Source organism: Marilutibacter aestuarii, assembly GCF_006546775.1.
GTDB lineage: Bacteria > Pseudomonadota > Gammaproteobacteria > Xanthomonadales > Xanthomonadaceae > Marilutibacter > Marilutibacter aestuarii.
Window position 1 is genome coordinate 1 of record NZ_VICE01000131.1, and the last position, 24,281, is coordinate 24,281.

Sequence of the window (24,281 nt, forward strand, 5' to 3'; positions counted from 1 at the left end):
CGGCGTCGACCTGGAAACGCTCGACGCCCGCGCTCCACAGGCGGGCGCCGCGCTCGGCGGCGGTGGGCGGCACCACCCCGGCCAGGGTCCACGCGTCGTGCCTGCGACGGCACAGCGAAGGCGCTTGCGGATCGAAGGGCAGGCCCAGCGGCCAGCAGGCCTCGATGGCCGCCACGTCCGGCGGTGGCGGCGCGGCCGCCGCGTCGCCGCGGTGCCGGGGCAAGGCGTTGACCACCTCGAACAGCAACGGCAAGGCGGTGACCGCGCCGTACTGGCCCGGCAAGGGCGTGCCGTCGGGCCGCCCGACCCATACGCCGACCGTGTGCCGCCGAGTGCCGCCCAGCGCCCAGGCATCGCGGAAGCCATAGCTGGTCCCGGTCTTCCAGGCCACGCGGGCGCGCCCGCTGGCATCGAAGCTGTCGGCCGAGCCTGGCCGGGGGTTGTCCTCGAGGATCCAGCGGACGATCCACGCCGCCCCGGGCGAGAGCAGGCGCCGGTCGGCGCGAGGATCGTCCGGGCGATAGCGCACCCGCCCCGCCAGGCCCTCGCGGTTGAGCGCCGCATGCGCGCCGACGAGGTCCTCCAGCCGGGCGCCGGTCCCGCCCAGGATCATCGACAGGTTGGGCGCCGCCCCGCGCGGCCAGTGCAGGTCGATGCCGGCATGGGCCAGGCGCGCGGCGAAGCGCACCGGCCCCACGCGGTCGAGCAGGTCCACGGCGGGCACGTTGAGCGAGAGCTGCAAGGCCTCGGCGGCGCTGACCGGGCCCCGGTAGGCGGCATCAAAGTTGCCCGGCCGGTAGTCGCCGAACGACTGCGGCGCGTCCACCATCAGGCTGCCGGAGTGGATCAGTCCATCGTCGATCGCCAGGCCATACAGGAAGGGCTTGAGGGTCGAGCCGGGCGAGCGCCAGGCGCGCACCATGTCGACGTGGCCCAGCCGTTCGGCGTCGGCGAACTCGACCGAACCCACGTACGCGCGCGCCTCCATGGTTGCGTTGTCCACCACCAGCAGGGCCGCCGATGTCCGCGGGGGGAGGTCGGAAAAGTAGCTTGCGACCCGCGCCTCCAGGGTGCGCTGGAGGTCGATGTCGATCGTCGAGGTGATCCGGCGTTCGCGCGGATGCGCCTGGCGCAGGCGGCGCGCCAGCAGGGCGGCGTGGCGCGGCACGTGCAGGCTGCGCGCGACGACCGGCTCGATGCGCGCATCGGCCACCTCGCGCGCGGTCCAGGTGCCCGTGGACGCCATGCGGTCGAGCACCTTGTCGCGCGCGGCGCGCGCCGCCTCGGGCTCGCGGTCGGGACGCCATCGGCTGGGCGCTTGCGGCAACACCACCAGCAGGGCCGCCTCGGCATCGGAGAGCTTCGACGCGGACTTGCCCAGGTAGGCCCAGCTCGCGGCCTCCACGCCTTCGATGGTGCCGCCAAAGGGCGCGCGATCGAGGTACAGGCCAAGGATCTCGCGCTTGGACAGATGGGCCTCGAGCTGCAGCGCGCGCAATACCTGCCGCGCCTTGGCCCAGGGGGTCCGGCTGCCGCCGGCTGGCGGATCGATGATCCGCGCGACCTGCATGGTCAGGGTGGACCCGCCCGACACCACGCGGCCATGCCGCAGCCATTGCCCGCCGGCGCGCAGCAGGGCCAGCGGGTTCACCCCCGGGTGGCGCCAGAACCAGCTGTCCTCGTAGGCGAGCAGGGCTTCGAGGTAGCGGGGCGAGACCTCCCCGGGATCGGCCGGATAGCGCCAGATGCCGCCACGGTCGGCGAAGGCCCGCAGCGGCGTCCCATCCGCGGCCAGCACCACCGCGCCGGCGTCGCGTGCATCGGGCAGCGGCAGCGGGAACGCGAGGTCGAGCAGCATGGCGCCGGTCGCCATGAGCAGTCCCGCGAGCGTCGTCTTGAGCAGGCGGCGGCGAGCGGTGCGGGTCATGACGCGGCGATCCTGGGCCTGGTGGCCGCCCTGCCCCGCCCGCCATTCGCGGCGGGCGGGACGGGCGTGCCGTCCGTCAGGGCGTGCCGGGCGGCACCACGTCGACCGTGGCCGGCGAGGCCTGGCCGATCCCCCGCAACTCGGGGCGGTACATGTCTTCGACCATCGGCGGCGGGACCGTGTAGTGCCCCGGCGTCACCGCGCGGACCAGGTAGAACAGGCGTGCGGCGTTGCCGCGGTCGAGCTTCACCGCGGCGACGTAGCGGTCGTCGCGGAACTCCTCGTGGCGGACCTGGGCGGCGTCCTCACGCTCGTCGAGGTTGATGCCATCGATGACCACGTCGGCCCACTGCGCGGCATCGCCGAGGTTGAGGTTCTCGATCTCCAGGCCGGCGGGCAAGAGGTCGGTCAGCAGTGCGTCGGGCATGTCGCGGTCGCTGGTGATGCTCACCGCGGCCACCAGCACCTCGCCCTCCTCGAGCGCGCCGCCGGGCCAGGGCTTGCCGTCGGTGCGGTACCAGCGCCTCACGACCTTGAGGACCGAGTCGTCGGCGGCCGGTGCCGTGCGCGGCACGCCCACGACCTCGAAGTTCGCGAACAGCGGCGTCGACCCTTCCGGCTCGAACGCGACGCCCGCGACCAAGTCGCCATGGTCGAAGTCGCGACCGATGAAGCGCGCCAGCGCCGCCTTCGAGCGCGCGTCGCCCACGGTCCACTCGCCGGAGAGCTCGCGCGACTGGTCGGCCAGCAGGGCCTTGCCCAGCCGCGCCAGCGCGACCTGTTCCTGGGTGCTCAGCCACAGCCAGCCGCGATTGCGGCGTGCATCGAGCTCGCGCGCCAGGTCGACCGAGCGGGCATCGAACTCGGGCCGGGCGAGGTCGTGTTCGTGCAGCAACGCGATCATCAGGGCGTCGTCGCGGACGAGGCTGCCGTAGTCGCCGAGGTAGCGCGGCCGCTTGGCGCGGTCGCGGCCGAAGCCGGCGGCGATCGCACGCGTGCCGCGCGCCTTGTCGCCCTGCAGCGAAAGCGCCACGCCCAGGTGCACGAGCGGCAATCCGGTCAGGCTGCGGTCGCGCCGGTCGTCGAACATCGCCCGCAGGGTCCCCAGCGGCGCCCGGTTGACCCGGGCAAGCACGTAGCCGGCATAGGCCTGGTAGGCAAAGCGCATGTGCTCGCGCTCGTCGTAGCCATGGAAGCCCTGGTTGCCCGACAGCAGGTCCTCGCTGAGCACCTTCAAGGCCTTCTGCAGCATCGTGTCGGGCACGTCGAAGCCGGCCTCGCGCGCGTCGAGCAGGAACTCGACGATATAGGGCGTGACGATCGGATTGACGTAGTCGCCGTTGCCCCACATCGAGAAGTGGCCCGAGCTGACCTGCATGGACGACAGGCGCGCGAACGCGCCTTCCATCCGCGTCCGGCGCGCGGCATCGCCCAGGCCGGCGACGCCGAGCATCCGTGCCGTCGCCTCGTCCAGCTCCAGCGCGGCGTAGCCCTTGCTGGTGGTCTGCTCGGCGCAGCCGTAGGGATAGCGCAAGGCGTCCTTGAGCGCAGATGCGAACGGGATCGGGGGCATCGCGCTGACCGACAGGCGCGCGGTCACCGAATCGGGCATCAGGCCGCTGGCCAGGCCCGCGTCCATCCGCAGGGTGGCCAGTTCGTCCAGGACCCGGGTCCGCGCCCGCATCACCGAAGGCCAGCCCGCGCGCACGGGCAGGTCGTACTTGCGGTCGACCTTGAAGCCGTTGCCCTCCACGCGCACGCGCACCTGCGCCGTCGTGTAGCCCTCGCGCGCCTGGAGCGGGAAATCGAGGGTCGTCTTGCCGTCGACGGCGAGCGAGGCGTTGCGGTTGGGCTCGCCGACCGACAGCGGGCCGATGCCATCGACGCGCACCTTGAACGCCCCGGGCTTGCCGGTGAAGTTCTGCAGGTCGAGCGTGAGCTTGCTGCGGTCGCCCGGCGCGAGCACGCGCGGCAGGCTGGCCTCGGCCAGCACCGGCGCGCGCACCACGACTTCGGCATCGCGACTGCCGTAGCGGTCGCCAGCGAAGACCAGGGCCGACACCCGCAGGGTGCCGTTGAAGTCCGGGACCGGCAGCTTGACCCGGGCGATGCCGCGGGCGTCGAGCTTCACGGGGCCGGCGAACAGGTCGACGGTCTGCACCCGCGCGGTGGGCCTCCGGGCCTGCGCGAGCGGCTGCAGCGCCATGTCGCCGCCGAAGCGGATCCGGGCCATCGCGCCGTCGAAGCTCTCGATCACGCGGCCGTAGACGTCGTAGGCATCGACGCCGAGGCGGCGCTGGGCGAAGAAGTGCCGGGCGGCGTCGGGCACCGGGAAGCGGGTGATGTTGAGGATGCCGACGTCGACCGCGGAGATCGTCGCGTAGGCGTCCTTGCCGGCCAGCTGCGGCGCGCTGACGGTCACCGCGAGGTCCTGCTCTGGCCGCATCATGTCCGGCACGGCCAGGCCGACGGCCACCGTGCGGTCGCGGCGATCCATGGGCACGTGGGCCACGCCGACGGCCCGTGCGGGGGTGATCCTGCTCGGTGCGCTGCCGCCGCGGAACACCAGCGCGGTGACGTAGACGTCGTGCCGCTCCCAGTCTTCGGTGACCGGGATCGACACGGTGGTGCCGGCCCTGGCCTCCACGCCCTGCACGAACAGCATGCGGTCGCTCTCCACCATCACCAGGCCCTTGCCCTCGTGCGGTGGCGTCAGCGTCACCTCCAGGGTGTCGCCGGCGCGATAGGCGGTCTTGTCCAGCGCGAGCTTGACCTTGTCGGGGCGCGCGTCGAGGCCGCGGTTGTCGTCGTTCCAGCTCCAGCCCGCGGTGAACGGATAACGGGTGGCCAGGCCGGTGGCGGGGTCGACCACGTCCAGCCGGTAGTCACCCCACTCGACCGGGAAATCCAGCTTCAGCGGTGCATCGCCGACATCGACGGTGCGGGTATCGATGTCCTCGTAGCGTCGGGTGAAATCGTGGTCCCAACCGCCGTCCTCGTCGTAGTTCCAGTGGTAATCGCGGTGCTCGCGCACGAGGGTCACGCGCAGGCCCTTCGCCGGGCGCGGTGCGCCGTCGGCATCCACGCGCCTGAGCTCGAAGCCGGCCGGGGCATTGGCGTCGGCGCCGTCCTTGTCGTCGAACAGCGGACGGATGCCGACCAGCGCGTCGGCGGGCCAGAGCACGCGCTTGAGCGTGCGGTTGACGCTGCGGCCACCGGTCTCGAACAGGCTGCCGGACACGATGGCGGCCACCGGCGTGTCGCCCTTGACTTCATCGGGCAGCGCGATCGACTCCTGCAGCCGGCCTTCCTCGTCGAGCGTGGCGTCGATGACGTCGCGGGCCTCGCGTGGCAAGGACAGCGTGGGGTCGCCGAAGAAGTAGCCCGGGAGCGACTCGACGGGATGCTGCTCAACGGCCACGGCCAGCTTCGCGGTGAAGCGGTTGCCGGCCGCAGGCGCGCCATACAGGTAGGCACCCGCGACCTCGAGCGCCAGGGGCTTGCCCTTCTCCAGCCGCGGCTGGGCACTGTCGAGTTCGAGCTTCATCCGCTCGGGCAGGAATTCCTCGATGCGCAGGGTCATGCCCTGCACCGCCTCCTTGCTGTCGGGGTCGCTTCGGAACTCGATCTTCCAGCGTCCGGTGGCGGCATCGGCCGGGATGGCCTGCTCGTGGCGCACGTAGCCCTGCGCATCGGGCGTCACGCGCGACTCGATCAGCGCCTTGCCGTCGGGTTGCACGTAACGCACGTACAGCGGCTGGCGCGCCTTGTCGCCAAGCGGGCGGCCGTCCTGGTCGCGCAGCAGCGCCGACACGCGCACGGTCTCGCCGGGGCGGTAGAGGTCGCGGCCGGACCAGGCGAATACGTCGAACCAGGCCTGCTCGCGACCGGCGACGGCGAACTCCGACAGGTCCAGGGCGGGCTGGTTGAACGGCAGCATCGACACGTCGCTGCCACGTCGGGCGACGATCACGTGGCCGGCATCGAGGCGGTAGTCGAGCATCGCGTTGCCGTGGCGATCGGTCTCGCCCGACAGCACGGGCTCGCCATTGGCGTCGAGGATCCCCAGTTCCGCGGTGCTGATCGGCGCGCCGCTGGCCAGCGAAGCCGCGTGCACGAAGAGTTTGTCGCCGTAGGCGCGCACGTGCAGGCCGAGGTCGCTGACGGTGAAGAAGGCCGTCTCCATCTGTCCGCTGAAGCGCCCCACGCGCTTCATGACAGCGAAGTACAGGCCGGGCTCCTGCAGTTCGCGGATGTCCTGCAGCGGCAGGTAGGTCAACACGCGCTCATTGGGCTTGCCGTCGAGCGCGAAGCGGTTGACGTAGACCGGGTCGGCCAGGTCCGCCAGCGGCACGTTGTCGGCGTAGTCCGCGTCGAGCTCCCAGCCGCTGCGACGCCCGCCGCGCTGGTACTCGCCGAAGAAGCGCGGCAGCGATTTCTCGCGCACGCGCAGGAACTCCACGTCGACTTCGGGGACATTCACCGAGACCACCGGGAGGCCGCGACTCTCGCGCGCCGGCAGCACGCTGCCCTGCGAGGCGAACCCGACCACCGGCTCCAGCGGACCGGTGTGCACGCTCAGGTCCAGCGCGCGATCGAGGCGCTCGCCCCGTGCGGCCACCAGGCCGGCCTTCACCGCGACCTTGTAGTCCTCGTCGGCCTGCACGTGCGGGAAACGCAGGATGCGTGCCTTGTCGTCAAGCACCCAGCTGCCCTTCACCACCGCGCCCTTGTCGTCGGTGACCGCGAGCAGCGCGTCGAAATCCTGCGACTCCACCAGCGGCTGGGTGAACTCGAGCGCGATGCCCAGTTCGCCATCAACCTCGTCGGGATAGGCCGAGTCCAGCGCAAAGCCCTCGATCGCCGCCTTTTCGGCGCGCACCGGCGTCCCGGTGGTTTCGGGCAGTTGGCCATCCTTGTCGCGATCGCAACCCACGACGACGAGTGCGCAGGCCAGCAGGCCCAGCAACGCGCCCCTCCTGGCCATGCGTCCAAGCCGATCCCACCCGTGCACGGTGCTGTCGCCGATAGCGTGCATGCGTTCGCCCCCTTCCCCGGTACTCGTGTCCTGCAACGAGTATAGACCCGGTGCAACGCGCGACCTTCGGGGGCGGAAAAACGACGACGCCGCCCCGGGGGGCGGCGTCGCATGACATCGATTCCGGTGCCTTCCTGGCACCGGTTCCGGTCAGGCCTGCGGATCAGGCGTCGGCGCGTCCGTGTCGGCCGCGGGATTGACCGGTGCCAGGCCTTCGGGAAGGTCGGCGTCGGCCGCCTCGTCGTCGGCGTCGAGCGACGCATCCAGGCGTTCGATCGCCTGCAGGGTCTCGTCCTTGGCCAGGCGCATCAGGGTCACGCCCTGGGTGTTGCGGCTGACCTGGGAGATCTCCGATGCGCGCGTGCGCACCAGGGTGCCACCGTCGGAGATCAGCAGGACCTCGTGCTGTTCGCTCAGCTGCACCGCGCCGACCAGCTTGCCGTTGCGATCGGTGGTCTTGAGCGCGATCACGCCCTGGATGCCGCGACCCTTGCAGGGGTACTCGTCCAGCGGCGTGCGCTTGCCATAGCCGCGCTGGCTGGCGGTGAGGATGTCGCCATCACCCTCGACGACAATCAGGCTGACCACTTCCTCGCCCTCGGCCAGGCGCATGCCGCGCACGCCGGTGGCGGTGCGGCCCATCGAACGGACCTCGGACTCGCCGAAGCGCACGGCCTTGCCGTTGCTGGCGAACAGCATCACGTCGCGCTCGCCGTCGGTCATCTCCACGCCGACGAGGGCGTCGCCTTCGTCGAGGTTGATCGCGATCTTGCCGCGCTGCAGGCGGTAGGCGTACTCCGCCAGCGGGGTCTTCTTGACCGTGCCATGGCGCGTGGCGAAGAAGACGAAGCGGTCACCGGCGTACTCGCGCACCGGCAGCACGGCCTGCACGCGCTCGCCCTCCTCCAGCGGGATCCAGTTGATGATCGGGCGGCCGCGGGCATTGGGGCCGGCATCGGGCAACTGGTGCACCGGCAGCCAGAACACGCGCCCGGTGCTGGTGAAGGTCAGCAGCGTGTCGTGGGTGTTGACCAGCCACAGCTGGTCGATGAAATCCTCGTCCTTGGTGCTGGCCGCGTTGCGGCCGCGGCCACCGCGCTTCTGCGCACGGTAGGCCGTCACCGGCTGGCGCTTGGCGTAACCGGAGTGCGACAGCGTGACGACCACGTCCTCCGGCGCGATCAGGTCGAGGATGTCCAGGTCCTCCTCGCTCTGGCGGATCTCGGAACGGCGGGCGTCGCCGAACTCTTCCTTGACGTTGCGCAGCTCGGTGCGGATCACCTCCATCAGCACCGCCGGATCCTCGAGGATCTCGATCAGGCCGCGGATGGTCTCCAGCAGCAGCTTGTATTCCTCGGTGAGCTTTTCCTGCTCCAGGCCGGTCAGGCGATGCAGGCGCATCTCCAGGATCTGCTGCGCCTGGTTCTCGGTGAGCTGGTAGCGGCCGTCGACCAGGCCCACGCCCTGCGGCAGGTCCTCCGGGCGCGAGGCCTCGGCGCCGGCGGCCTCCAGCAGCGTGCCGACCAGGCCCGCTTCCCAGGTGCGGGCGAGCATGCGCTCGCGCGCCTCGTTCGGGTTGGCCGAGGTCTTGATCAGCTCGATCATCTCGTCGATGTTCGCGAGCGCGACCGTCAGGCCTTCCAGGATGTGGGCGCGCTGGCGTGCCTTGCGCAGCTCGAAGATGGTGCGGCGGGTCACCACCTCGCGGCGGTGCCTGACGAAGATCTCGATCAGGTCCTTGAGGTTCAGCAACTGCGGGCGGCCATCGACGATCGCCACCATGTTGATGCCGAACACCGACTCCATCTGGGTCTGCTGGTACAGGTTGTTCAGCACGACCTCGGCCGAGTCGCCGCGCTTGACCTCGATGAAGATGCGCATGCCGTCCTTGTCGGACTCGTCGCGCAGCTCGGAGATGCCCTCCAGGCGCTTCTCCTTGACCAGCTCGGCGATCTTCTCGATCAGCCGGGCCTTGTTGACCTGGTAGGGGATCTCGGTGACGACGATGGCCTCGCGGCCGGTGGTCTCGTTGACCTCGACCTCGGCGCGCGCGCGCATTCGCACGCGGCCGCGGCCGGTGCGGTAGGCGTTGATGATGCCCGAGGTGCCGTTGATGATGCCGGCGGTCGGGAAGTCGGGGCCCGGGACGTATTCCATCAGGGCGTCGACGTCGATGTCGGGCTGGTCGATCAGCGCGATCGTGGCGTCGACCACTTCCGACAGGTTGTGCGGCGGGATGTTCGTCGCCATGCCGACCGCGATGCCGGCCGAGCCGTTGATCAGCAGGTTCGGCACCCGGGTCGGCATGACCGTGGGCTCGAGTTCCTTCTCGTCGTAGTTGGGCTGGAAATCGACGGTTTCCTTGTCGATGTCGGCCATCAGTTCATGGCTGAGCCGCGACATGCGCGCCTCGGTGTAACGCATGGCCGCGGCGCTGTCGCCGTCGATCGAGCCGAAGTTGCCCTGGCCGTCGATCAGCATGTAGCGCAGCGAGAACGGCTGCGCCATGCGCACGAGGGTGTCGTACACCGCCGAGTCGCCATGCGGATGGTACTTACCGATGACGTCACCGACGACGCGCGCCGACTTGTAGTAGGGCTTGTTGCTGTGCGCGCCGAGCTCGTTCATCGCGTAAAGCACGCGGCGGTGCACCGGCTTGAGTCCGTCCCGGGCGTCGGGAAGCGCGCGTCCCACGATCACGCTCATGGCGTAATCCAGGTAGCTGCGACGCATCTCGTCTTCGAGGTTTACCGGGATGATTTCCTTGGCGAGTTCGGCCATCGGGTTTCCGTTGTGGGCGGTGGATCAGGCCCCTCCCCCGACCGTTCCCGCCGCCCCGGTCGCAAGGCGGCGGCGAGGCGTGGCACGGGCGCTGGAGAGCGCATGAAAAAGACGTGAAATCATAGCACGAACCGCCCCCCTTCCCCCGTCCGGGCACGCCGGGATTCCAACGCAAAAACAAGCACTTGCGCGAGCCGCCCGGGATACCGCCGCGAATGCCGCCTCCGCCGCGGCTTCAGCCGCCGAATGCGGCCCGCATCGCGGCGGCGTCAGGGTGCTCGATGACGCCCTTCTCGGTGACGATGGCATCGATCAGATCGTGCGGGGTGACGTCGAACACCGGGTTCCAGGCCACGATGTCGTGGGCAGCGGTGCGCACGCCGCCGATGGCGAACATCTCGCCCGGATCGCGTTCCTCGATCTCGATGGCCTCGCCGGACGGCGTGTCCATGTCGACCGTGGAGGACGGCGCCACGACCATGAACTTCGCGCCGTGGTGGCGGGCCGAGATCGCCAGCTGGTAGGTGCCGATCTTGTTGGCGGTGTCGCCATTGGCGCAGATGCGGTCGGCCCCGACGACCACCCACTGCACCGCGCCGGTCTTCATCAGGTGCGCGGCGGCCGCATCGGCGACGAGGGTCGGCGCGATGCCGTCCTGCTGCAGCTCCCAGGAGGTCAAACGCGCGCCCTGCAGCCAGGGCCGCGTTTCGCCGGCGTAGACCTTGCCGATGCGCCCCTGCGCGACGCCGGCGCGGATCACGCCCAGCGCGGTGCCGAAGCCGGCGGTGGCGAGCGAGCCGGTATTGCAATGGGTCATCACCCCGCTGCCCGGCGCGATGAGCGCGGCGCCCAGGGCGCCCATGTGGCGGTTCGCGGCCAGGTCCTCGTCCGAGATCGCCTGCGCCTCGCGAGCAAGCACCTCGCGCCAGTCGGCACCGGCCGTGGCGAGGACGCGGCGCATGCGCGCCAGCGCCCAGGCGAGGTTGACCGCGGTGGGCCGCGCCGCGTTGAGGCGCTGCATCGCAGGCTCCAGCAGCGGCAGGGCCTGGGCGCCGCTGTCGGCCTGCACGTCGCGCGTCGCCAGGACCACGCCCCAGGCCGCCGAGATGCCGATCGCCGGCGCGCCGCGCACGGTCAGCGCATGGATCGCGGCGGCGACCTCGTCGCTGTCGGTGCAGCGGACGTAGTCGACCTCGAACGGCAGTTTGCGCTGGTCGAGCAACTCCAGGGCATCGCCCGTCCAGCGAATGGGGCGGATGCGGTCGTAACGGTCGAAATCGATATCCTGGCTCATCCCGCCAGTGTAACCGCCCGCCCGCGGCGGCCGCGTCAGCGGATGCTGAACTCCGCGCGGCAACCGCTGCCGACCCAGATGCCGTTGGCATCCCAGCCCCAGCTGCTGCCGCGGATGCAGGGCGAGCTGGAAAGCTGCCGGACCAGCGTGGCCTGGCGGCGGATCGTGGCGTTGCAGCGGCGCTGGCGCCCGTCCTTGGACTCGCAACGCAGGATCTGCGCCGGTCCCGGCCCGGGATTGGGGCGGTAGCCACCGCCGCGGCCGGTCGCGAACTCGCCGCGGCAGCCGGCGGTGACCCATACCTGGTTGGCGTCGTGGCCCCAGGTCCGGCCCTCGATGCAAGCCGTCGACGAGAGCTGGCGGACCAGGCGCACCCCGCCGCGGGTATCGGCCGCGCAACGACGCGTGCGCATGTCGTCGGATTCGCAGCGCACCAGGTCGTTGCCGCCACCAACCGGATAGCCGCCCCCGCTGCCCTGCCCGGCGATGAATTCCGCGCGGCAGCCTCCGGTCACCCACACACCGTTGCGGTCGGCATCCCAGGTGCGTCCGCGGATGCAGGGCGTGTTGGACAACTGGCGCGTCAATCGCACGCCGCCGCGGGTGTCGGCGGGGCACCGGCGGGTGCGGTCGTCGTTGGATTCGCAGCGGAACGGCGCGCCGTAGGCAGCGCCGCCGCCGGGATAGGGGTAATCGCCACCGACCGGGTAGCCCTGGCCGGGATAGGGATAGCTGCCGCCGCCGAAGATCCCCGGATCGAGCACGCAGCCCGTGCAGGCGAGCATCGCCGCGGCCACCACACCCCTGAACAGCCTGGTCATGCATTTCCTCCTCGACACCTGCCCCCGGGCAGGCGCGGTCACAGCCGGAATTCGATCCACTCCGTCCGAGCTTATCGCGTGTGCATGATGAATGCCCGGTGCACGCGAGGTCGGCGGCGGCGGCAGGGGTTCAGGCTCGTGAAAAGTCGAAGGCGAGCACGTCGGCGATGCGATCGCTGCCCAGCATGGCCATCAGCAGGCGGTCGATCCCCAGGGCCACGCCGGCGCAGTCGGGCAGGCCCGCCCGGAGCCCGGCCAGCAGGCGATCGTCGATGGGCGGCGCGTCCTGTCCGCGCGCTTCACGCACCCGGCCGTCGTTCAGGAACCGGGCCCCCTGCTCACGGGCGTCCGCCAGCTCGTGGTAGCCGTTGGCCAGCTCAAGTGGCCCCAGGTACAGCTCGAAGCGCTCGGCGACGGCCACACCCGGGTTGGCGCCACCGGACGCGCGGATGCGCGCCAGTGCGCTCTGGCTCGCCGGGTAGTCGACGACCGCCAGCAGGCGGTCGCGCGGGAAGCCCGGTTGCAGGCGATGCGTCATCAGCAGGTCGAGCCAGTCGTCGCGCGTCAGGCCGCCGGGATCGATCTCCACGTCGCCCAGCGCCGAACGCATCTGCGGGATCGACGCTTGCGCCGGGTCGATGCCCAGCTCGCGCCGGTACAGGTCGTGGTAATCGACCTCGACCAGCTCGGCGCTGCGTCCGACCAGCGCCAGGGCAGCCTGGACCAGGCTGGCGGTCTCGCCGACCAGGCGGCGGTGGTCCCAGCCCAGCCGGTACCACTCGAGCATGGTGAACTCGGGGTTGTGGCGTCCGCCCGCTTCACCGTCGCGGAACACGCGCCCGAGTTCGTAGCAGTCGCCGAAACCGGCCGCCAACAGGCGCTTGAGGGGGAACTCCGGCGAGGTCCGCAACCAGCGCCGGCGCGGCGCGCCGTCCGTGCGCCCGCTGAAGTCCAGTGAGAACGAGGCGATGTTGGGGTCCGTGTTGCCGGCCATGGACATGACCGGAGTCTCCACCTCGGTGACCCCACGATCGGCGAAGAAGTCGCGGATGCAGGCATTCAGCCGCGCGCGCAGGCGCAGGGTCTCGAACGACGCGGCGGGACGCCAGTCCGGCGTCATGCGTCGATGCCCTGCCCGTGCGAGGCGAGGAAATCGAGCAGGCGCGCTTCGTCCCAGACCTCGACGCCCAGCGACTCGGCCTTGGCCAGCTTGGAACCGGCGGCCTCGCCGGCGACCACGAAGCTCGTCTTCTTCGAGACGCTGCCCGCGCTCTTCGCGCCGAGCGCCTCCAGGCGTGCCTTGGCGTCGTCGCGCGTCATCGCCGAGAGCGTGCCGGTCAGCACCACGGTCAGGCCGTCGAGCGGCCCGGCCGGACGTGCTTCGTCGGCCGGCAGGCGCGCGAGCAGGGTGTCGGCGGCCTCGCCCGTGGCGGCGAGCAGGCGTGCGTGGGCCGCGTCGGCACGCCAGTCCACCAGGGCACGCGCGGTGTCGGCCGGCAGGCCGGCGGTGACGAAGCCATGTTCGGGCGCCTCGAGCACGGCCTTCGCATCGCCGAAGGCCGCAGCGACCTGGCCCGCCCGCAGTGGCGTGAGGCGCGGGATCTCCAGGTCGGCGAGCAGCGTCGACCATGCCAGGCCCTCGCGCAATTGCGGACTGGGCGCATGGGTATCGCCGATCCGCACGCCACGCTCGAGCAACGCGTCGATGACCTGCTGGTTGCCGGGCTGGTCGAAGAAGTGGCCGATGCTGCGCGCCACCTCGCCGCCGATGTCGGGCACGCGCTTGAACAGCGGCCAGGGCAGGCGCCGGATCAGGGCGAGATCACCGAACCAGTTCGCCAACGCCTTCGCGGTACTCTCGCCCACGTGCTGGATGCCCAGCGCGAACAGGAAACGCTCGAGTGTCGTGTCGCGGCTGCGGTCGATCGCCTCGATCAGGTTCTCCGCCCACTTGCTGGCGACCTTGCCGCCCTTCACCGTTTCCGGGGTGGTGCCGTCGCGTTCGTCTGCGCGCCGCTTCATCCCGAGCAGGTCCTCGAGCGACAGCCGGTACAGGTCGGCGACGCTGTCGAGGTAGCCCAGGTCGCTGAGGTCCTCGATGTAACGCTCGCCCAGGCCCTCGATGTCCATCGCGCGCCGCGAGGCGAAATGGCGCACCGCTTCCTTGCGCTGCGCGGCGCAGGCCAGTCCGCCCGAACACCGCCAGGCCACGCCGCCCTCGTCGCGCACCAGCTCCGATCCGCAGACCGGGCAGGCGTCGGGCATCGTCCAGGGCGCGGCGTCGGGCGCGCGTTGCTCGGGCACCACGCGCACCACTTCGGGGATGACATCGCCGGCGCGGCGGACGATCACCGTGTCGCCCAGCCGCACGTCCAGGCGGGCGATCTGGTCGGCGTTGTGCAAGGTGGCGTTGGTGACCACGACGCCGGCGACCTGGACCGGCTGCAGTCGTGCGACCGGTGTGGCCGCGCCGGTCCGGCCGATCTGGATGTCGATGCCCTCGAGCAGGGTCGACTGCTCCTGCGCCGGGAACTTGTGCGCGATCGCCCAGCGCGGCGCACGCGAGACGAAGCCCATCTCGCGCTGGCCTTCGTAATCGTCGAGCTTGTAGACCACCCCGTCGATGTCGAACGGCAGGCCGTCGCGGGCCTCGCCCATCCGCTGGTAATAATCGAGCAGCCCCTCGGCGCCCTCCACCACTTCGCTCTGCGCGCTGACCGGGAATCCCCAGTCGCGCAGCCGGGCCAGCGTTGCCGAGTGGGTGTCGGGCAGCGTACCGCCCTCGACGGCGCCGGTGCCGTAGGCGTAGAACGCCAGCGGCCTGCGTGCGGTCACGCGCGGGTCGAGCTGGCGCAGCGAACCGGCCGCGCCGTTGCGCGGATTGGCCAGCACCTTGTCGCCACCGCCCTTGCCGGCATCGGCGAGCGCACGCGCGTTGTAGGCCTTGAACGCGTCCAGCGGCATGTAGACCTCGCCACGGACCTCGAGCACCCCAGGCCAGCCTTCGCCGCGCAGTGCCAGCGGGATCGCCTTGATCGTGCGCAGGTTGGCGGTGACGTCCTCGCCGGTGGCACCGTCGCCACGGGTCGCACCCTGCACGAAGCGGCCGCCTTCGTAGCGCAGGCTGATCGCCAGGCCATCGAGCTTGGGCTCCACCGAAAAGCGCGGCGACTCGCGGCCGATGCGTTCGTCGATCCGGCGCACGAAGTCGCGCACTTCCTCTTCGCTGAAGGCATTGCCCAGCGACAGCATCGGGATCGCGTGGCGGACTTCGTCGAACGCGCCCGAAGGCGCCGCGCCGACGCGCTGGGTCGGCGAGTCGGGACTGGCGAGCCCGGGATGCGCGGCCTCCAGTTCATCGAGCTCGCGCAGCAGGCGGTCGTACTCGGCGTCGGGGATCGCCGGGTCGTCGAGCACGTGGTAGCGGTAGTTGGCGTCGTTGAGCTGTCGGCACAGCTCGGCGATACGCGCGGCGGGATCGGGGCTCATGGCGGATTCCGTGTCGATGCGGCCGGCCGCGCCCCGGGGCGACCACGGGGCCGGGCGGCCGGCGTTGCGCTTACCAGCGGCCGGGCTTGCTCAGTGGCGGCGCCTCGCGCTGGCGGTCATACGCGCGCAGTTCGTCGCGGATGTGGGCCACGCGCTGGCGACCCAGGGCATTGCGCTGCTCGTCGAGCACGACGCCGTCGAGCAGTTCGGCCATGCGCTGCGCGGTCGGCAGCATGGCCTCCCAGGCGTCGAGCGCGGGGACCGGCGCCGGCAGGGTCAGGAAGAAGGCGATCGCCGGCGTCTGCAGCGACTGGATGTCGGCCATGTCGAAGCTGCCGGGCTTCATGATGTTGGCCACGCTGAACACCGGCCCGCGCTCGGGATGGTGCTCGTCGAGGCGGTGGAACACGCCCATGTAGCCATAGACCAGGCCGGCCTTCTCCGCGGCGACCACGATGTCGGGGCCGTGCAGCTTCTCGCCCGCGCGCGCGGCCAGGTAGAGGGTGACGATCTTGTCGAACTCCTCGCTCACGCGGCGACCGGCCTCCGCACCCGCCGCGGCGGGCCGCGCGGGCTCGCCGAACATGTCGGTCTGGGAGATCGGCTCGTCCGCGACGCCGGCGTCCGCGCCACCGGCATCCAGGCGTTCGCTGAAGGTGGGTTCGCGGCGCGCATCGCCTTGCGGCTCGCGCGGCTTGCGCGTGCCCTGGCCGGGCTTGCTCGGCCGGCCGAAGAAGTAGATCGCCGCGACCAGCAGCAGGCCGGCGACCAGGATGCCGATGCGCAACAGCCAGACTTCAGACATCGAATGAGCTCCTTGCGTGGGCGCTGGCCACGATCATAACGGTGGGAAGCGGTCCGGGCATCGCGGCGGTCACGCCGCGCCCACCAGGCGCGCGGCCTCGGCCAAGTCGACCGAGACCAGGCGGCTGACGCCCGGCTCGCGCATGGTGACGCCCGACAGCTGCATGGCCGCCTCCATGGTGGCCTTGTTGTGGGTCACGAACAGGAACTGTACCTGCTCGCTCATCTCGCTGACCATCGCCGCCAGGCGGCCGACGTTCGCCTCGTCGAGCGGCGCGTCGACTTCGTCGAGCAGGCAGAACGGCGCCGGGTTCAGTCGGAAGATCGCGAACACCAGCGCGACCGCGGTCATCGCCTTCTCGCCACCCGACAGCAGCGAGATGTTGGACACCCGCTTGCCCGGCGGGCGCGCCATGATCGCTACGCCGGTGTCGAGCAGGTCCTCGCCGGTGAGCTCCAGGTACGCGTGGCCGCCGCCGAACAGGCGCGGGTACAACTCCTGGACGCCACTGTTGACGCGGTCGAAGGTGTCCTTGAAGCGGCCTCGGGTCTCGCGGTCGATCTTGCGGATCGCCTCTTCCAGGGTGTCCAGCGCGCTGGTCAGGTCGACGTCCTGGGCGTCCAGGTATTCCTTGCGCTGGGCGGCCTCGGCATGCTCGGCGATGGCGGCCAGGTTGACCGGTTCAAGGCGCCGCAGGCGTGCGTCGATGGCGGTCACCGCCGCGCCCCAGGCCTGCGCGTCGGCTTCGTCCGGCAGGGTGTTGGCGACGTCTTCGAGGGTGAAGCCCTCTTCGACGATCGCCTCCACGAGTTGTTCGGCCTTCAGCACCAGGGCCTGCTGGTCGAGGCGCCGCTGGCCGATCGCCTCGCGCTGCTGCAGGGCCTGTTCGTCGCGCTGCTGGCGCACCTGCTCGAAGCGGCGCAGGTCGGCGTCGATGCCGTCCACGCGGGTACGCGCCTGGGTCAACGCCTGCTCGGCCGATACCCGTTGCTCGAGCGCGACCTGGCGCTGGGCTTCCAGGGTGTCGACCGGGGAATCGCCTTCCATCAACTGGCTCGTCAGTTCCTCCAGCCGGCTGTCGAGCTGGCCGCGCTGGCCGCCCATCCGGTCGAGCGCCTGGGCCAGGCTGGCGATCTGGGTGCGCTGCGACTCCAGGGTCAGCGCCAGCGCATGGGCGGTGTCGCGCGATTCGCGCGCCAGCGTGCGGGCCTGGTCGCGGGCTTCGCCCAGGCGGGTGCGTTCGGCGTCGAGCTGCTGGCGGGCGTCCTCCAGCTCGCTCATCTTCATGACCGCTTCTTCCTGCCGCATCCGCGCCTCGCGCGACTGTTCGCGACTGGCGCCGGCGGTCTCGGCCAGCTGGGCGAGCTCGGCGTCGATCTTCTCGATGCGGCCTCGCGCGGAATCCAGCCGGCCCTGCTGGCTTTGCAACTGGCCGGCCAGCTCGGACACGCTGCGGTGGGCCATGTAGAGCGTGCGCTGGGCGTCCTCGCGCTGCTGCTCGGCCGCCAGCGCGCGATCGCGCAGTTGCACCTGCAGCGACTCGAGTTCCTGTTCGCGGGCCAGCAGGGCCTCGATGTCACTGCGCAGCGACTGGATCTCGCGCTCGCGCAGCAGGGCGCCCTGCTTCGCCGCGCCCGAGCGCAGCACGCGCAGCCAGCCAGCGCCCAGGCGCTCGCCCTCGCGGGTGATGATCGATTCGCCTTCGCCCAGGCCCGGCAGCAGCGCGCGTGCCGCAGCCATGTCCTCGGCGGCGTGCAGCGGGACCAGCAGGCGCAGGATCGCGCGCGGTCCCTTCACCCGCGCGGCGAGCGAGGTCGGCGCGCAGTCCACCTCGCCGGTGGCGGGATCGACGAGCGCCAGGCGGTCGTCGCCCAGCTCGCCGATCGCGTCGACCAGGCTTTCCGGCGCCTCCACCAGCACGCCTTCGATCAGTTGCCCGAGCGCGGCCTCGACCGCGTTTTCCCAACCGGGCTCGACCTGCAGCGACTCGCCCACGCGCGCCGCCGAGTCCAGGCCCCGCGCCTTCAGCCAGTCCAGGGCCGCGCCCTGCTCCTGGCCCAGCGCGGCATGCTGCAGGGTCTCCAGCGAGGACAGCCGGCCACGCGCGGCCTGGGCCTGCTTGCGTGCCTCGGCCAGCTCGGACTGGGTCCCGCGCTGCTGTTCCTGCAGCTCGCCGACCGCGGCCTTGCGGGCCTCGAGGGTCTCGGTGAGCGTGTCGAGCGAAAGCTTCTGCGTTTCGTGCTGTTCCTCGATGCCGGCGAAGGCTTCCGACAGCGCGTCCAGGTCCAGGCCGCTGCGCTCGCTGGCCAGGGCCTCGCGGCGCCGCTCGGCGTCCATCGCCTGGCGGTCGAGGTGCTCGATGCGGGTGCGTTCGACGTCGGCCGCGCGCACTGCCTCGGACTGGGCGCGGCTGTGGTGTTCCCAGCGCTGCTGCCAGTCCGACAGCCGGGCCTCGGCGTCGCGCAGTGCGTCCTGGCGGGCCGCGTCCTCTTCGCGCAACTGCTCCAGGCGCGGCTCGGCCTCGGCGACCGAGGCCTGCAGGACTTCCAGTTGCGATTCGTCGTTGCCGATGTGGCGGGCGATCTCGCTGAGCGCGGCCTGGGCCTCGTCTCGCGCGCGCTGCAGGCGGGTCGACATTTCCTTCTGGTGCTGGATCTGCTGTTCGATCCGCGCCAGCGCGCCGCTGACCTCGTAGCTCGCGGCCTGGGCCTTGCCCAGGGCTTCGGCGGCCTCCTCGCGGTTGACGCGCCCGGTCTCGATCTCGCGCTCGGCCTCGCGCTGCTCGGCGATCAGTTGCTGCAGGCGGGTCTCCTGCTGGGCCAGCTTCTCGCGCTGGGCCTGCAGCTTCTGGTCGAGGGCGCGGTGCTCGAGCGCCTTCCATTCGGCGTCCTTGGTCCGGCGCTCGGCCTGCAGGGCCTGGTACTGCTCGGCCTGGCGCGCCTGCCGGTTGAGGTGTTCGAGCTGCTTGCCGACTTCCTCGCGCAGGTCGTTCAGGCGGTCGAGGTTCTCGCGGGTGTGGCGGATGCGGATCTCGGTCTCGCGGCGGCGTTCCTTGTACTTGGAGATGCCCGCGGCCTCTTCCAGGTAGATGCGCAACTCCTCGGGCTTGGCCTCGATGATGTTGCTGATCATGCCCTGCTCGATGATCGAGTAGCTCCGCGGCCCCAGGCCGGTGCCCAGGAACAGGTCGGTGATGTCGCGCCGACGGCACTTGGCGCCATTGAGGTAGTACTGGCTGGTGCCGTCGCGGCTGACCGTGCGCTTGACCGAGATCTCGTCGTAGGCGCCGTACTCGCCGGTGATGGTGCGGTCGGCGTTGTCGAAGACCAGCTCGACCATCGCCTGCGACACCGGCTTGCGCGCGGAGGAACCGGCGAAGATCACGTCGGTCAGCGAGTCGCCGCGCAGGCGGCTCGCCGAACTCTCGCCCATGACCCAGCGCACCGCATCGATGATGTTGGACTTGCCGCAGCCGTTGGGCCCGACCACGCCGGTCATGTTGGTGGGCAGGTGCAGGGTGGTCGGGTCGACGAAGGATTTGAAGCCGGAAAGCTTGATCGTGGACAGACGCATGCGGCGAAGAGGCCTCTGGCGGGTGCGTCGGCACCGCGCACTTGATTTCAATATGGATTAATTATGTCGCGCAAGTCATTGATTGACTTAAACGATACGCGACCCGTCGGCCGCGCTTCCAGCGAGTATAGCGGCCCGCGAAGCCGGCTGCCGAGGGCCGGTGCGACGCCGCCGGTGCCCGCGGGCATGGTCAGTCGGCGCGGCCGTGCCCGCGCTCGGCCGGGGCCCGGGCATTGATCGACAGGGCGTGGATGTCGGTCTCCATCAGGCTGCCCAGCGCCGCGTAAACCGCGCGGTGCCGGGCCAGCGGCGCCATCCCCTCGAAAACGGCGCTGACCACGTCCACGTTGAAGTGCCCGCGCCCGTCGCGCGCGCCTGCATGGCCAGCGTGGCGGGCGCTGTCGTCGACCACCTGCAGCTCAAGCGGCGACAGGGCCCGCTCCAGGGCGGCGCGGATCGCCGCGAGCCGCGCCTCGCGCGGGAGCGGCCCGCCGTTCACGGCAGCACCTTGCGGAACGGGCGCACGTCCACGCGCTCGTAGACGCCCGCCTCGACATAGGGGTCGGCGTCGGCCCAGGCGCGCGCCTGCTCCAGCGAGTCGAACTGGGCGACGACCAGGCTGCCGCTGAAACCGGCCGGGCCGGGGTCCTCGGCGTCGATCGCCGGACAGGGGCCTGCCAGCAGCAGGTGCCCGGCGTCGCGCAGTGCGACCAGGCGGGCCAGGTGCGCCGGTCGGGCGGCCGCGCGCCGGTCGAGCACGCCTTCGCCGTCATGGCCTTCGATCACGTACCACATCTGCCTGCCGCCTCCTCGTCGATGCCCGGCGACATGCCGGGAATGCTGAATGGATTGTACGGCCCATGGAGCGCGACGCGCCGGGCGCTGGACACCGTTCATCCAAGCCCGTACCCTTGGCTGCAATTGTATGTGGCCGGTTGCAGCGGCCCGTCGCGACAGGCCCCACGCCGTCGCCACGCCTCGCACCCCGGTGCGTCGCTGCCCCTCCCCGGCCCGGGACCATGACTTCCTGCTTCACCTCGTCGCCGCGGACCGACCGCGGATGCCGGCGCGGATGACGGGGCCTTGTGGTTTCCGCATCGACACTTTCGCAGTCCGTTGCACCCGGCGGCCGCCTCTCCGGAGCGTCCGCGACATCCATGTCGTCGTGCCGCGCCCCCGCCGGGCCGGCGCGCGGATCGCATGGCCCCCGGAGGGGCCAGCCACGCATGACCAGCCCGACCGCGTCCGAAGTGACCGAGCAGACAGAAGCTCAGCCCGCCGAGGCCGTACACAACACGCCCCCCATGCCTCCGCAGCAGCAGGAAATGCCGCTGGCGATGGTGCATGGTCAGCCGGTGCTGCAGATCCCGCAGGACCTGTACATCCCGCCGGACGCGCTGGAAGTCATCCTCGACGCGTTCGAGGGCCCGCTCGACCTGCTGCTGTACCTGATCCGCCGGCAGAACCTGGAGATCCTCGACATCCCGGTCGCGGAGATCACCCGGCAGTACGTCGACTACATCCAGGCCATGCACGAGATGCGTTTCGAGCTGGCCGCCGAGTACCTGGTGATGGCCGCCATCCTGGCCGAGATCAAGTCGCGGATGCTGCTGCCGCGGCCGCCAAGCGAGGAAGGCGAAGAGGAAGACCCGCGCGCCGAACTGGTGCGGCGACTGCAGGAGTACGAGCGTTTCAAGAAGGCCGCCGAGGACCTGGACACCCTGCCCCGGCAGGATCGCGACACCGCGCCGGCCGCGGCCTTCGTCCCCGACCGCGCCGCCGTCCGCGTGCCGCCGCCGGTGGACCTGAAGGAAATGCTGCTGGCGTTGCACGACGTGTTCAAGCGCGCGGAGCTGTACACCCAGCACGCGATCAAGCGCGACGCACTGAACGTCCGCCAGCGCATGGGCGAACTGCTCGAGCGCCTGAACGACGGCCAGTTCTACCGCTTCGAACAGCTGTTCACCGTCGAGGAAGGCAAGCTCGGCGTGGTCGTGACCTTCCTCGGCCTGCTGACCCTGGCCAAGGAACAGTTGATCGACATCGTGCAGGAGGCGCCGCTGGCGCCGATCTACGTGAAATCACTGGCGATCCTGGACGATCCCAGCCAGATCGAACTGAGCGACGAGTTCGATCGCGACGACGCCCCGACAGGCTGAGGCGGCCCGCCCGCCCCGGCCCCACCGCGCGACGGCCACCGCCGTCCACCACGAGAACCGCAGACAGACGCATTCCATGGATCAATCGCTGGACCAATCGCTCATCAACCGGATCGTCGAAGCGGCGCTGCTGGCCGCGCACCAGCCGCTGACGCTCGCCCAGTTGCACGCGCTGTTCCCCGAGGACCAGCCGGCCCCGGCGGGCAGCGTCGAACAGGCGATCGAGACCCTGCAGGCCGGCTGCGCCGAACGCGGCGTGGAACTGGTCGAACTGGCGTCGGGCTTCCGCTTCCAGGTCAAGGGCGACGTCCATGCCTGGGTCGCCCGGCTCTGGACCGAACGCCAGACCCGCTACACCCGCGCCACGCTCGAGACCCTGGCGCTGATCGCCTATCGCCAGCCGATCACCCGCGGCGAGATCGAACAGGTCCGCGGCGTGGCGGTCAACAGCAACATCATCAAGGCCCTGGAAGAGCGCGAATGGATCCGCGTGGTCGGCCATCGCGACGTCCCGGGCAAGCCGGCGCTGTTCGGCACCACCAAGGCCTTCCTTGACTACTTCGGCCTCAAGCGCCTGGACGAGTTGCCGCCGCTGTCGGAGCTCAAGGAGATCGGCGAGCTGGAGCCGCAGTTCAAGTTCGATGGCGAGGCCGGCGACAAGCCCGCCCCGTCCGCCGACGCCGCGATCGACGCGGGCGGCCTCGGCGCGGGCAACGCGCAGGCCGCCAACGATGCCGACGGCGACGCGGAGGACGCGCGGGACGGCGCCGGCGAACATACCCATGACGCGGATGCGGGCGACGACACGTCGACCGTGCCGCACCACCCCGAAGCCGCGCCGGGCGAGCGCGCGGCGGACGAGAACGAACAGGGGTCGGCGCCCGAAAGCGACGACGCCCCTTCGGCAATCCCGGAAGCGGACGGGGACGACGACGTCGATCCCGCGCCCGCTTCCAGCGCCGTCGAGACGACGACCGTTCCCGAGTCTGAGGCCGCCTCCGAAGAGGACGCGCCGGAGCAATTGAAATGAGTGAAGAAAAGAGCCGCAAGCTCACCCTGAAGCGCAGCAGCGAAGACAACGCCGCCGCACCCCGCCTCGAAGAACGCCTGCACAAGGTCCTGGCCCAGGCCGGACTGGGTTCGCGTCGCGCACTGGAACAACGCATCGCCGATGGCCTGGTCAAGGTCAATGGCGAGGTGGCCCAGGTCGGCATGTCGATCAAGGGCGGCGACAAGATCGAGCTCGACGGGCGCCAGTTCGTCGCCAGCGCGCTGACCGAGCCGTCCCGCGTGCTGATGTACAACAAGCCAGAGGGCGAGGTCACCACCCGCGAGGATCCCGAGGGCCGCCCGACCATCTTCGAGGCCCTGCCCGCGCTGAAGGGCGCGCGCTGGATCGCGGTCGGCCGGCTGGACATCAACACCACCGGCCTGCTGCTGCTCACCACCGACGGCGAGCTGGCCAACGCGATGATGCACCCCTCCTTCGAGGTCGAGCGCGAGTACGTCTGCCGCGTGCGCGCGCCCGAGGGCCAGGAACACGTGCCGGACAACATCCCCGACCGCCTCAAGCGCGGTGTCGCCCTCGACGACGGCCCGGCGAAGTTCGACGAGGTCGAGCGCATCGGCGGCACCGACTCGCACGACTGGTTCCGCGTCGTCGTCAAGGAAGGCCGCAACCGCGAAGTGCGTCGCCTGTGGGAATCGCAGGGTTGCCAGGTCAGTCGCCTCAAGCGCATCCGCTACGGCAAGGCCAGCCTCCCACGCGAACTGCTGCGCGGCCAGTCGCAGGAAATGGCGGCCGACAAGGTCGAGGCCCTGCGCAAGGAGCTCGGCCTGGAGGACGGCACGCCTTCGGCGCTGACCCTGCAGCCGGTCATCGGCCAGCGCAAGGCGGCCAAGTCGACCATCAACCTGAGCGGCAACGACCGTTCGCAGGGCTACGTGGGCGGGCCGAGCCGCGCCGACGAGGGCCGCGAGCTGCGCCGCTTCGACAACGTCCGCGAAGACCGCGGTCGTGGCCGCGGCGGCCCGAAGCGCCACGGCGGCCTGACCGTGAGCGGCGAGACCGCGGCCAAGCAGTCGCAGAAGCCCTTCAAGCAGCGCAAGCAGAAGGGGCAGTCCCTGCCCGAGGGCAGCCCGGCCGCGTTCCGCACCTGGTACGTGCCCGATGGCGTCGACACCGGCCCCAACGGTCACCGCAATCCGGGCGGCACGCGCGGCCCGGGCGCCAAGAAGTTCGGCAACAAGCCGCGTCCGGGCGGCGCCGGCGGCAAGCCCCAGGGCGCCAACAAGGGCCCGCGTGCGGCGCACCCCTACGGCCACCCGGCCGGCGCCGGCATGCATTTCCCCTCCGACCACGCCGGTGGCGGCGGCTCGCCGTATGGCGACAAG

Annotated in this window: 11 protein-coding genes and 5 pseudogenes; 3 read left to right on the plus strand and 13 right to left on the minus strand. The window is 70.9% G+C overall.

Annotated features, from left to right (window positions below):
• The 13 genes and pseudogenes from pbpC to FKV25_RS13650 all read right to left on the minus strand — a co-directional run.
• Positions 1 to 1,927, minus strand: a 1,927-nt coding sequence (gene pbpC / locus FKV25_RS13600; RefSeq protein ID WP_141519337.1) for a penicillin-binding protein 1C, incomplete at its 3' end; no start/stop codon positions are given.
• Positions 1,928 to 2,003: 76 nt separating this feature from the next.
• Positions 2,004 to 6,914 carry an alpha-2-macroglobulin family protein gene (locus FKV25_RS13605; protein ID WP_141519338.1) on the minus strand — a complete coding sequence of 1,637 codons (4,911 nt, stop codon included), beginning with the start codon at positions 6,912 to 6,914 and terminating at the stop codon, positions 2,004 to 2,006.
• Positions 6,915 to 7,115: 201 nt separating this feature from the next.
• Positions 7,116 to 9,746, minus strand: coding sequence for a DNA gyrase subunit A (gene gyrA, locus FKV25_RS13610; protein WP_141519339.1), 2,631 nt, complete (start codon positions 9,744 to 9,746; stop codon positions 7,116 to 7,118).
• A gap of 235 nt (positions 9,747 to 9,981) precedes the next feature.
• The gene (gene mtnA, locus FKV25_RS13615) at positions 9,982 to 11,040 is read right to left on the minus strand and encodes an S-methyl-5-thioribose-1-phosphate isomerase (RefSeq protein ID WP_141519340.1); all 1,059 of its coding nucleotides are present in this window, start codon (positions 11,038 to 11,040) and stop codon (positions 9,982 to 9,984) included.
• Positions 11,041 to 11,075: 35 nt separating this feature from the next.
• Positions 11,076 to 11,861 (minus strand): DUF3011 domain-containing protein, encoded by a 786-nt coding sequence (locus FKV25_RS13620; RefSeq protein WP_141519341.1) that lies wholly within the window; start codon positions 11,859 to 11,861, stop codon positions 11,076 to 11,078.
• 130 nt (positions 11,862 to 11,991) lie between these two features.
• A complete protein-coding gene (gene epmA / locus FKV25_RS13625; protein WP_141519342.1) occupies positions 11,992 to 12,981 on the minus strand; it encodes an EF-P lysine aminoacylase EpmA in 990 nt (329 codons plus the stop codon).
• Positions 12,978 to 13,280, minus strand: a pseudogene (locus tag FKV25_RS16700) (BRCT domain-containing protein); the annotation flags it as partial. The gene epmA and the pseudogene FKV25_RS16700, both read right to left, overlap by 4 nt.
• Positions 13,281 to 13,435: 155 nt before the next feature.
• Positions 13,436 to 15,350: pseudogene (ligA, locus tag FKV25_RS13630) on the minus strand (NAD-dependent DNA ligase LigA); the annotation flags it as partial.
• Positions 15,351 to 15,420: 70 nt separating this feature from the next.
• Positions 15,421 to 15,915: pseudogene (zipA, locus tag FKV25_RS13635) on the minus strand (cell division protein ZipA); the annotation flags it as partial.
• An 83-nt stretch (positions 15,916 to 15,998) separates the two neighbouring features.
• A pseudogene (locus FKV25_RS16705) lies at positions 15,999 to 16,155 on the minus strand (cell division protein ZipA); the annotation flags it as partial.
• Positions 16,156 to 16,224: 69 nt separating this feature from the next.
• Complete coding sequence (gene smc, locus FKV25_RS13640) at positions 16,225 to 19,728, minus strand: chromosome segregation protein SMC (RefSeq protein WP_141519345.1); 3,504 nt, start codon at positions 19,726 to 19,728, stop codon at positions 16,225 to 16,227.
• A gap of 190 nt (positions 19,729 to 19,918) precedes the next feature.
• Positions 19,919 to 20,227: a BolA family protein gene (locus tag FKV25_RS13645; RefSeq protein ID WP_141519346.1), complete on the minus strand. Its 309-nt coding sequence runs from the start codon at positions 20,225 to 20,227 to the stop codon at positions 19,919 to 19,921.
• On the minus strand, positions 20,224 to 20,523 hold the full coding sequence (locus FKV25_RS13650) for a YciI family protein (protein WP_141519347.1): 300 nt from the start codon (positions 20,521 to 20,523) through the stop codon (positions 20,224 to 20,226). Before FKV25_RS13650 ends, FKV25_RS13645 begins: the two co-directional genes overlap by 4 nt.
• Before the next feature lie 509 nt (positions 20,524 to 21,032).
• Here FKV25_RS13650 and FKV25_RS13655 point away from each other — a divergent pair.
• The 3 genes and pseudogenes from FKV25_RS13655 to FKV25_RS13665 form a co-directional block, all read left to right on the plus strand.
• Positions 21,033 to 21,887 (plus strand): segregation and condensation protein A, encoded by an 855-nt coding sequence (locus FKV25_RS13655; RefSeq protein ID WP_141519349.1) that lies wholly within the window; start codon positions 21,033 to 21,035, stop codon positions 21,885 to 21,887.
• 88 nt (positions 21,888 to 21,975) lie between these two features.
• A pseudogene (gene scpB / locus FKV25_RS13660) lies at positions 21,976 to 22,911 on the plus strand (SMC-Scp complex subunit ScpB); the annotation flags it as partial.
• 2 nt (positions 22,912 to 22,913) lie between these two features.
• Positions 22,914 to 24,281, plus strand: a 1,368-nt coding sequence (locus tag FKV25_RS13665; RefSeq protein ID WP_141519348.1) for a pseudouridine synthase, incomplete at its 3' end; no start/stop codon positions are given.

Excerpts from the sequence above, each read along its gene's own strand:
- FKV25_RS13655 (WP_141519349.1), top strand. The coding sequence starts at position 21,033 with ATGCCTCCGCAGCAGCAGGAAATGCCGCTGGCGATGGTGCATGGTCAG.
- FKV25_RS13620 (WP_141519341.1), bottom strand. The coding sequence starts at position 11,861 with ATGACCAGGCTGTTCAGGGGTGTGGTGGCCGCGGCGATGCTCGCCTGC.
- mtnA (WP_141519340.1), bottom strand. The coding sequence starts at position 11,040 with ATGAGCCAGGATATCGATTTCGACCGTTACGACCGCATCCGCCCCATT.
- FKV25_RS13650 (WP_141519347.1), bottom strand. The coding sequence starts at position 20,523 with ATGTGGTACGTGATCGAAGGCCATGACGGCGAAGGCGTGCTCGACCGG.
- smc (WP_141519345.1), bottom strand. The coding sequence starts at position 19,728 with ATGCGTCTGTCCACGATCAAGCTTTCCGGCTTCAAATCCTTCGTCGAC.
- epmA (WP_141519342.1), bottom strand. The coding sequence starts at position 12,981 with ATGACGCCGGACTGGCGTCCCGCCGCGTCGTTCGAGACCCTGCGCCTG.
- FKV25_RS13605 (WP_141519338.1), bottom strand. The coding sequence starts at position 6,914 with ATGGCCAGGAGGGGCGCGTTGCTGGGCCTGCTGGCCTGCGCACTCGTC.
- gyrA (WP_141519339.1), bottom strand. The coding sequence starts at position 9,746 with ATGGCCGAACTCGCCAAGGAAATCATCCCGGTAAACCTCGAAGACGAG.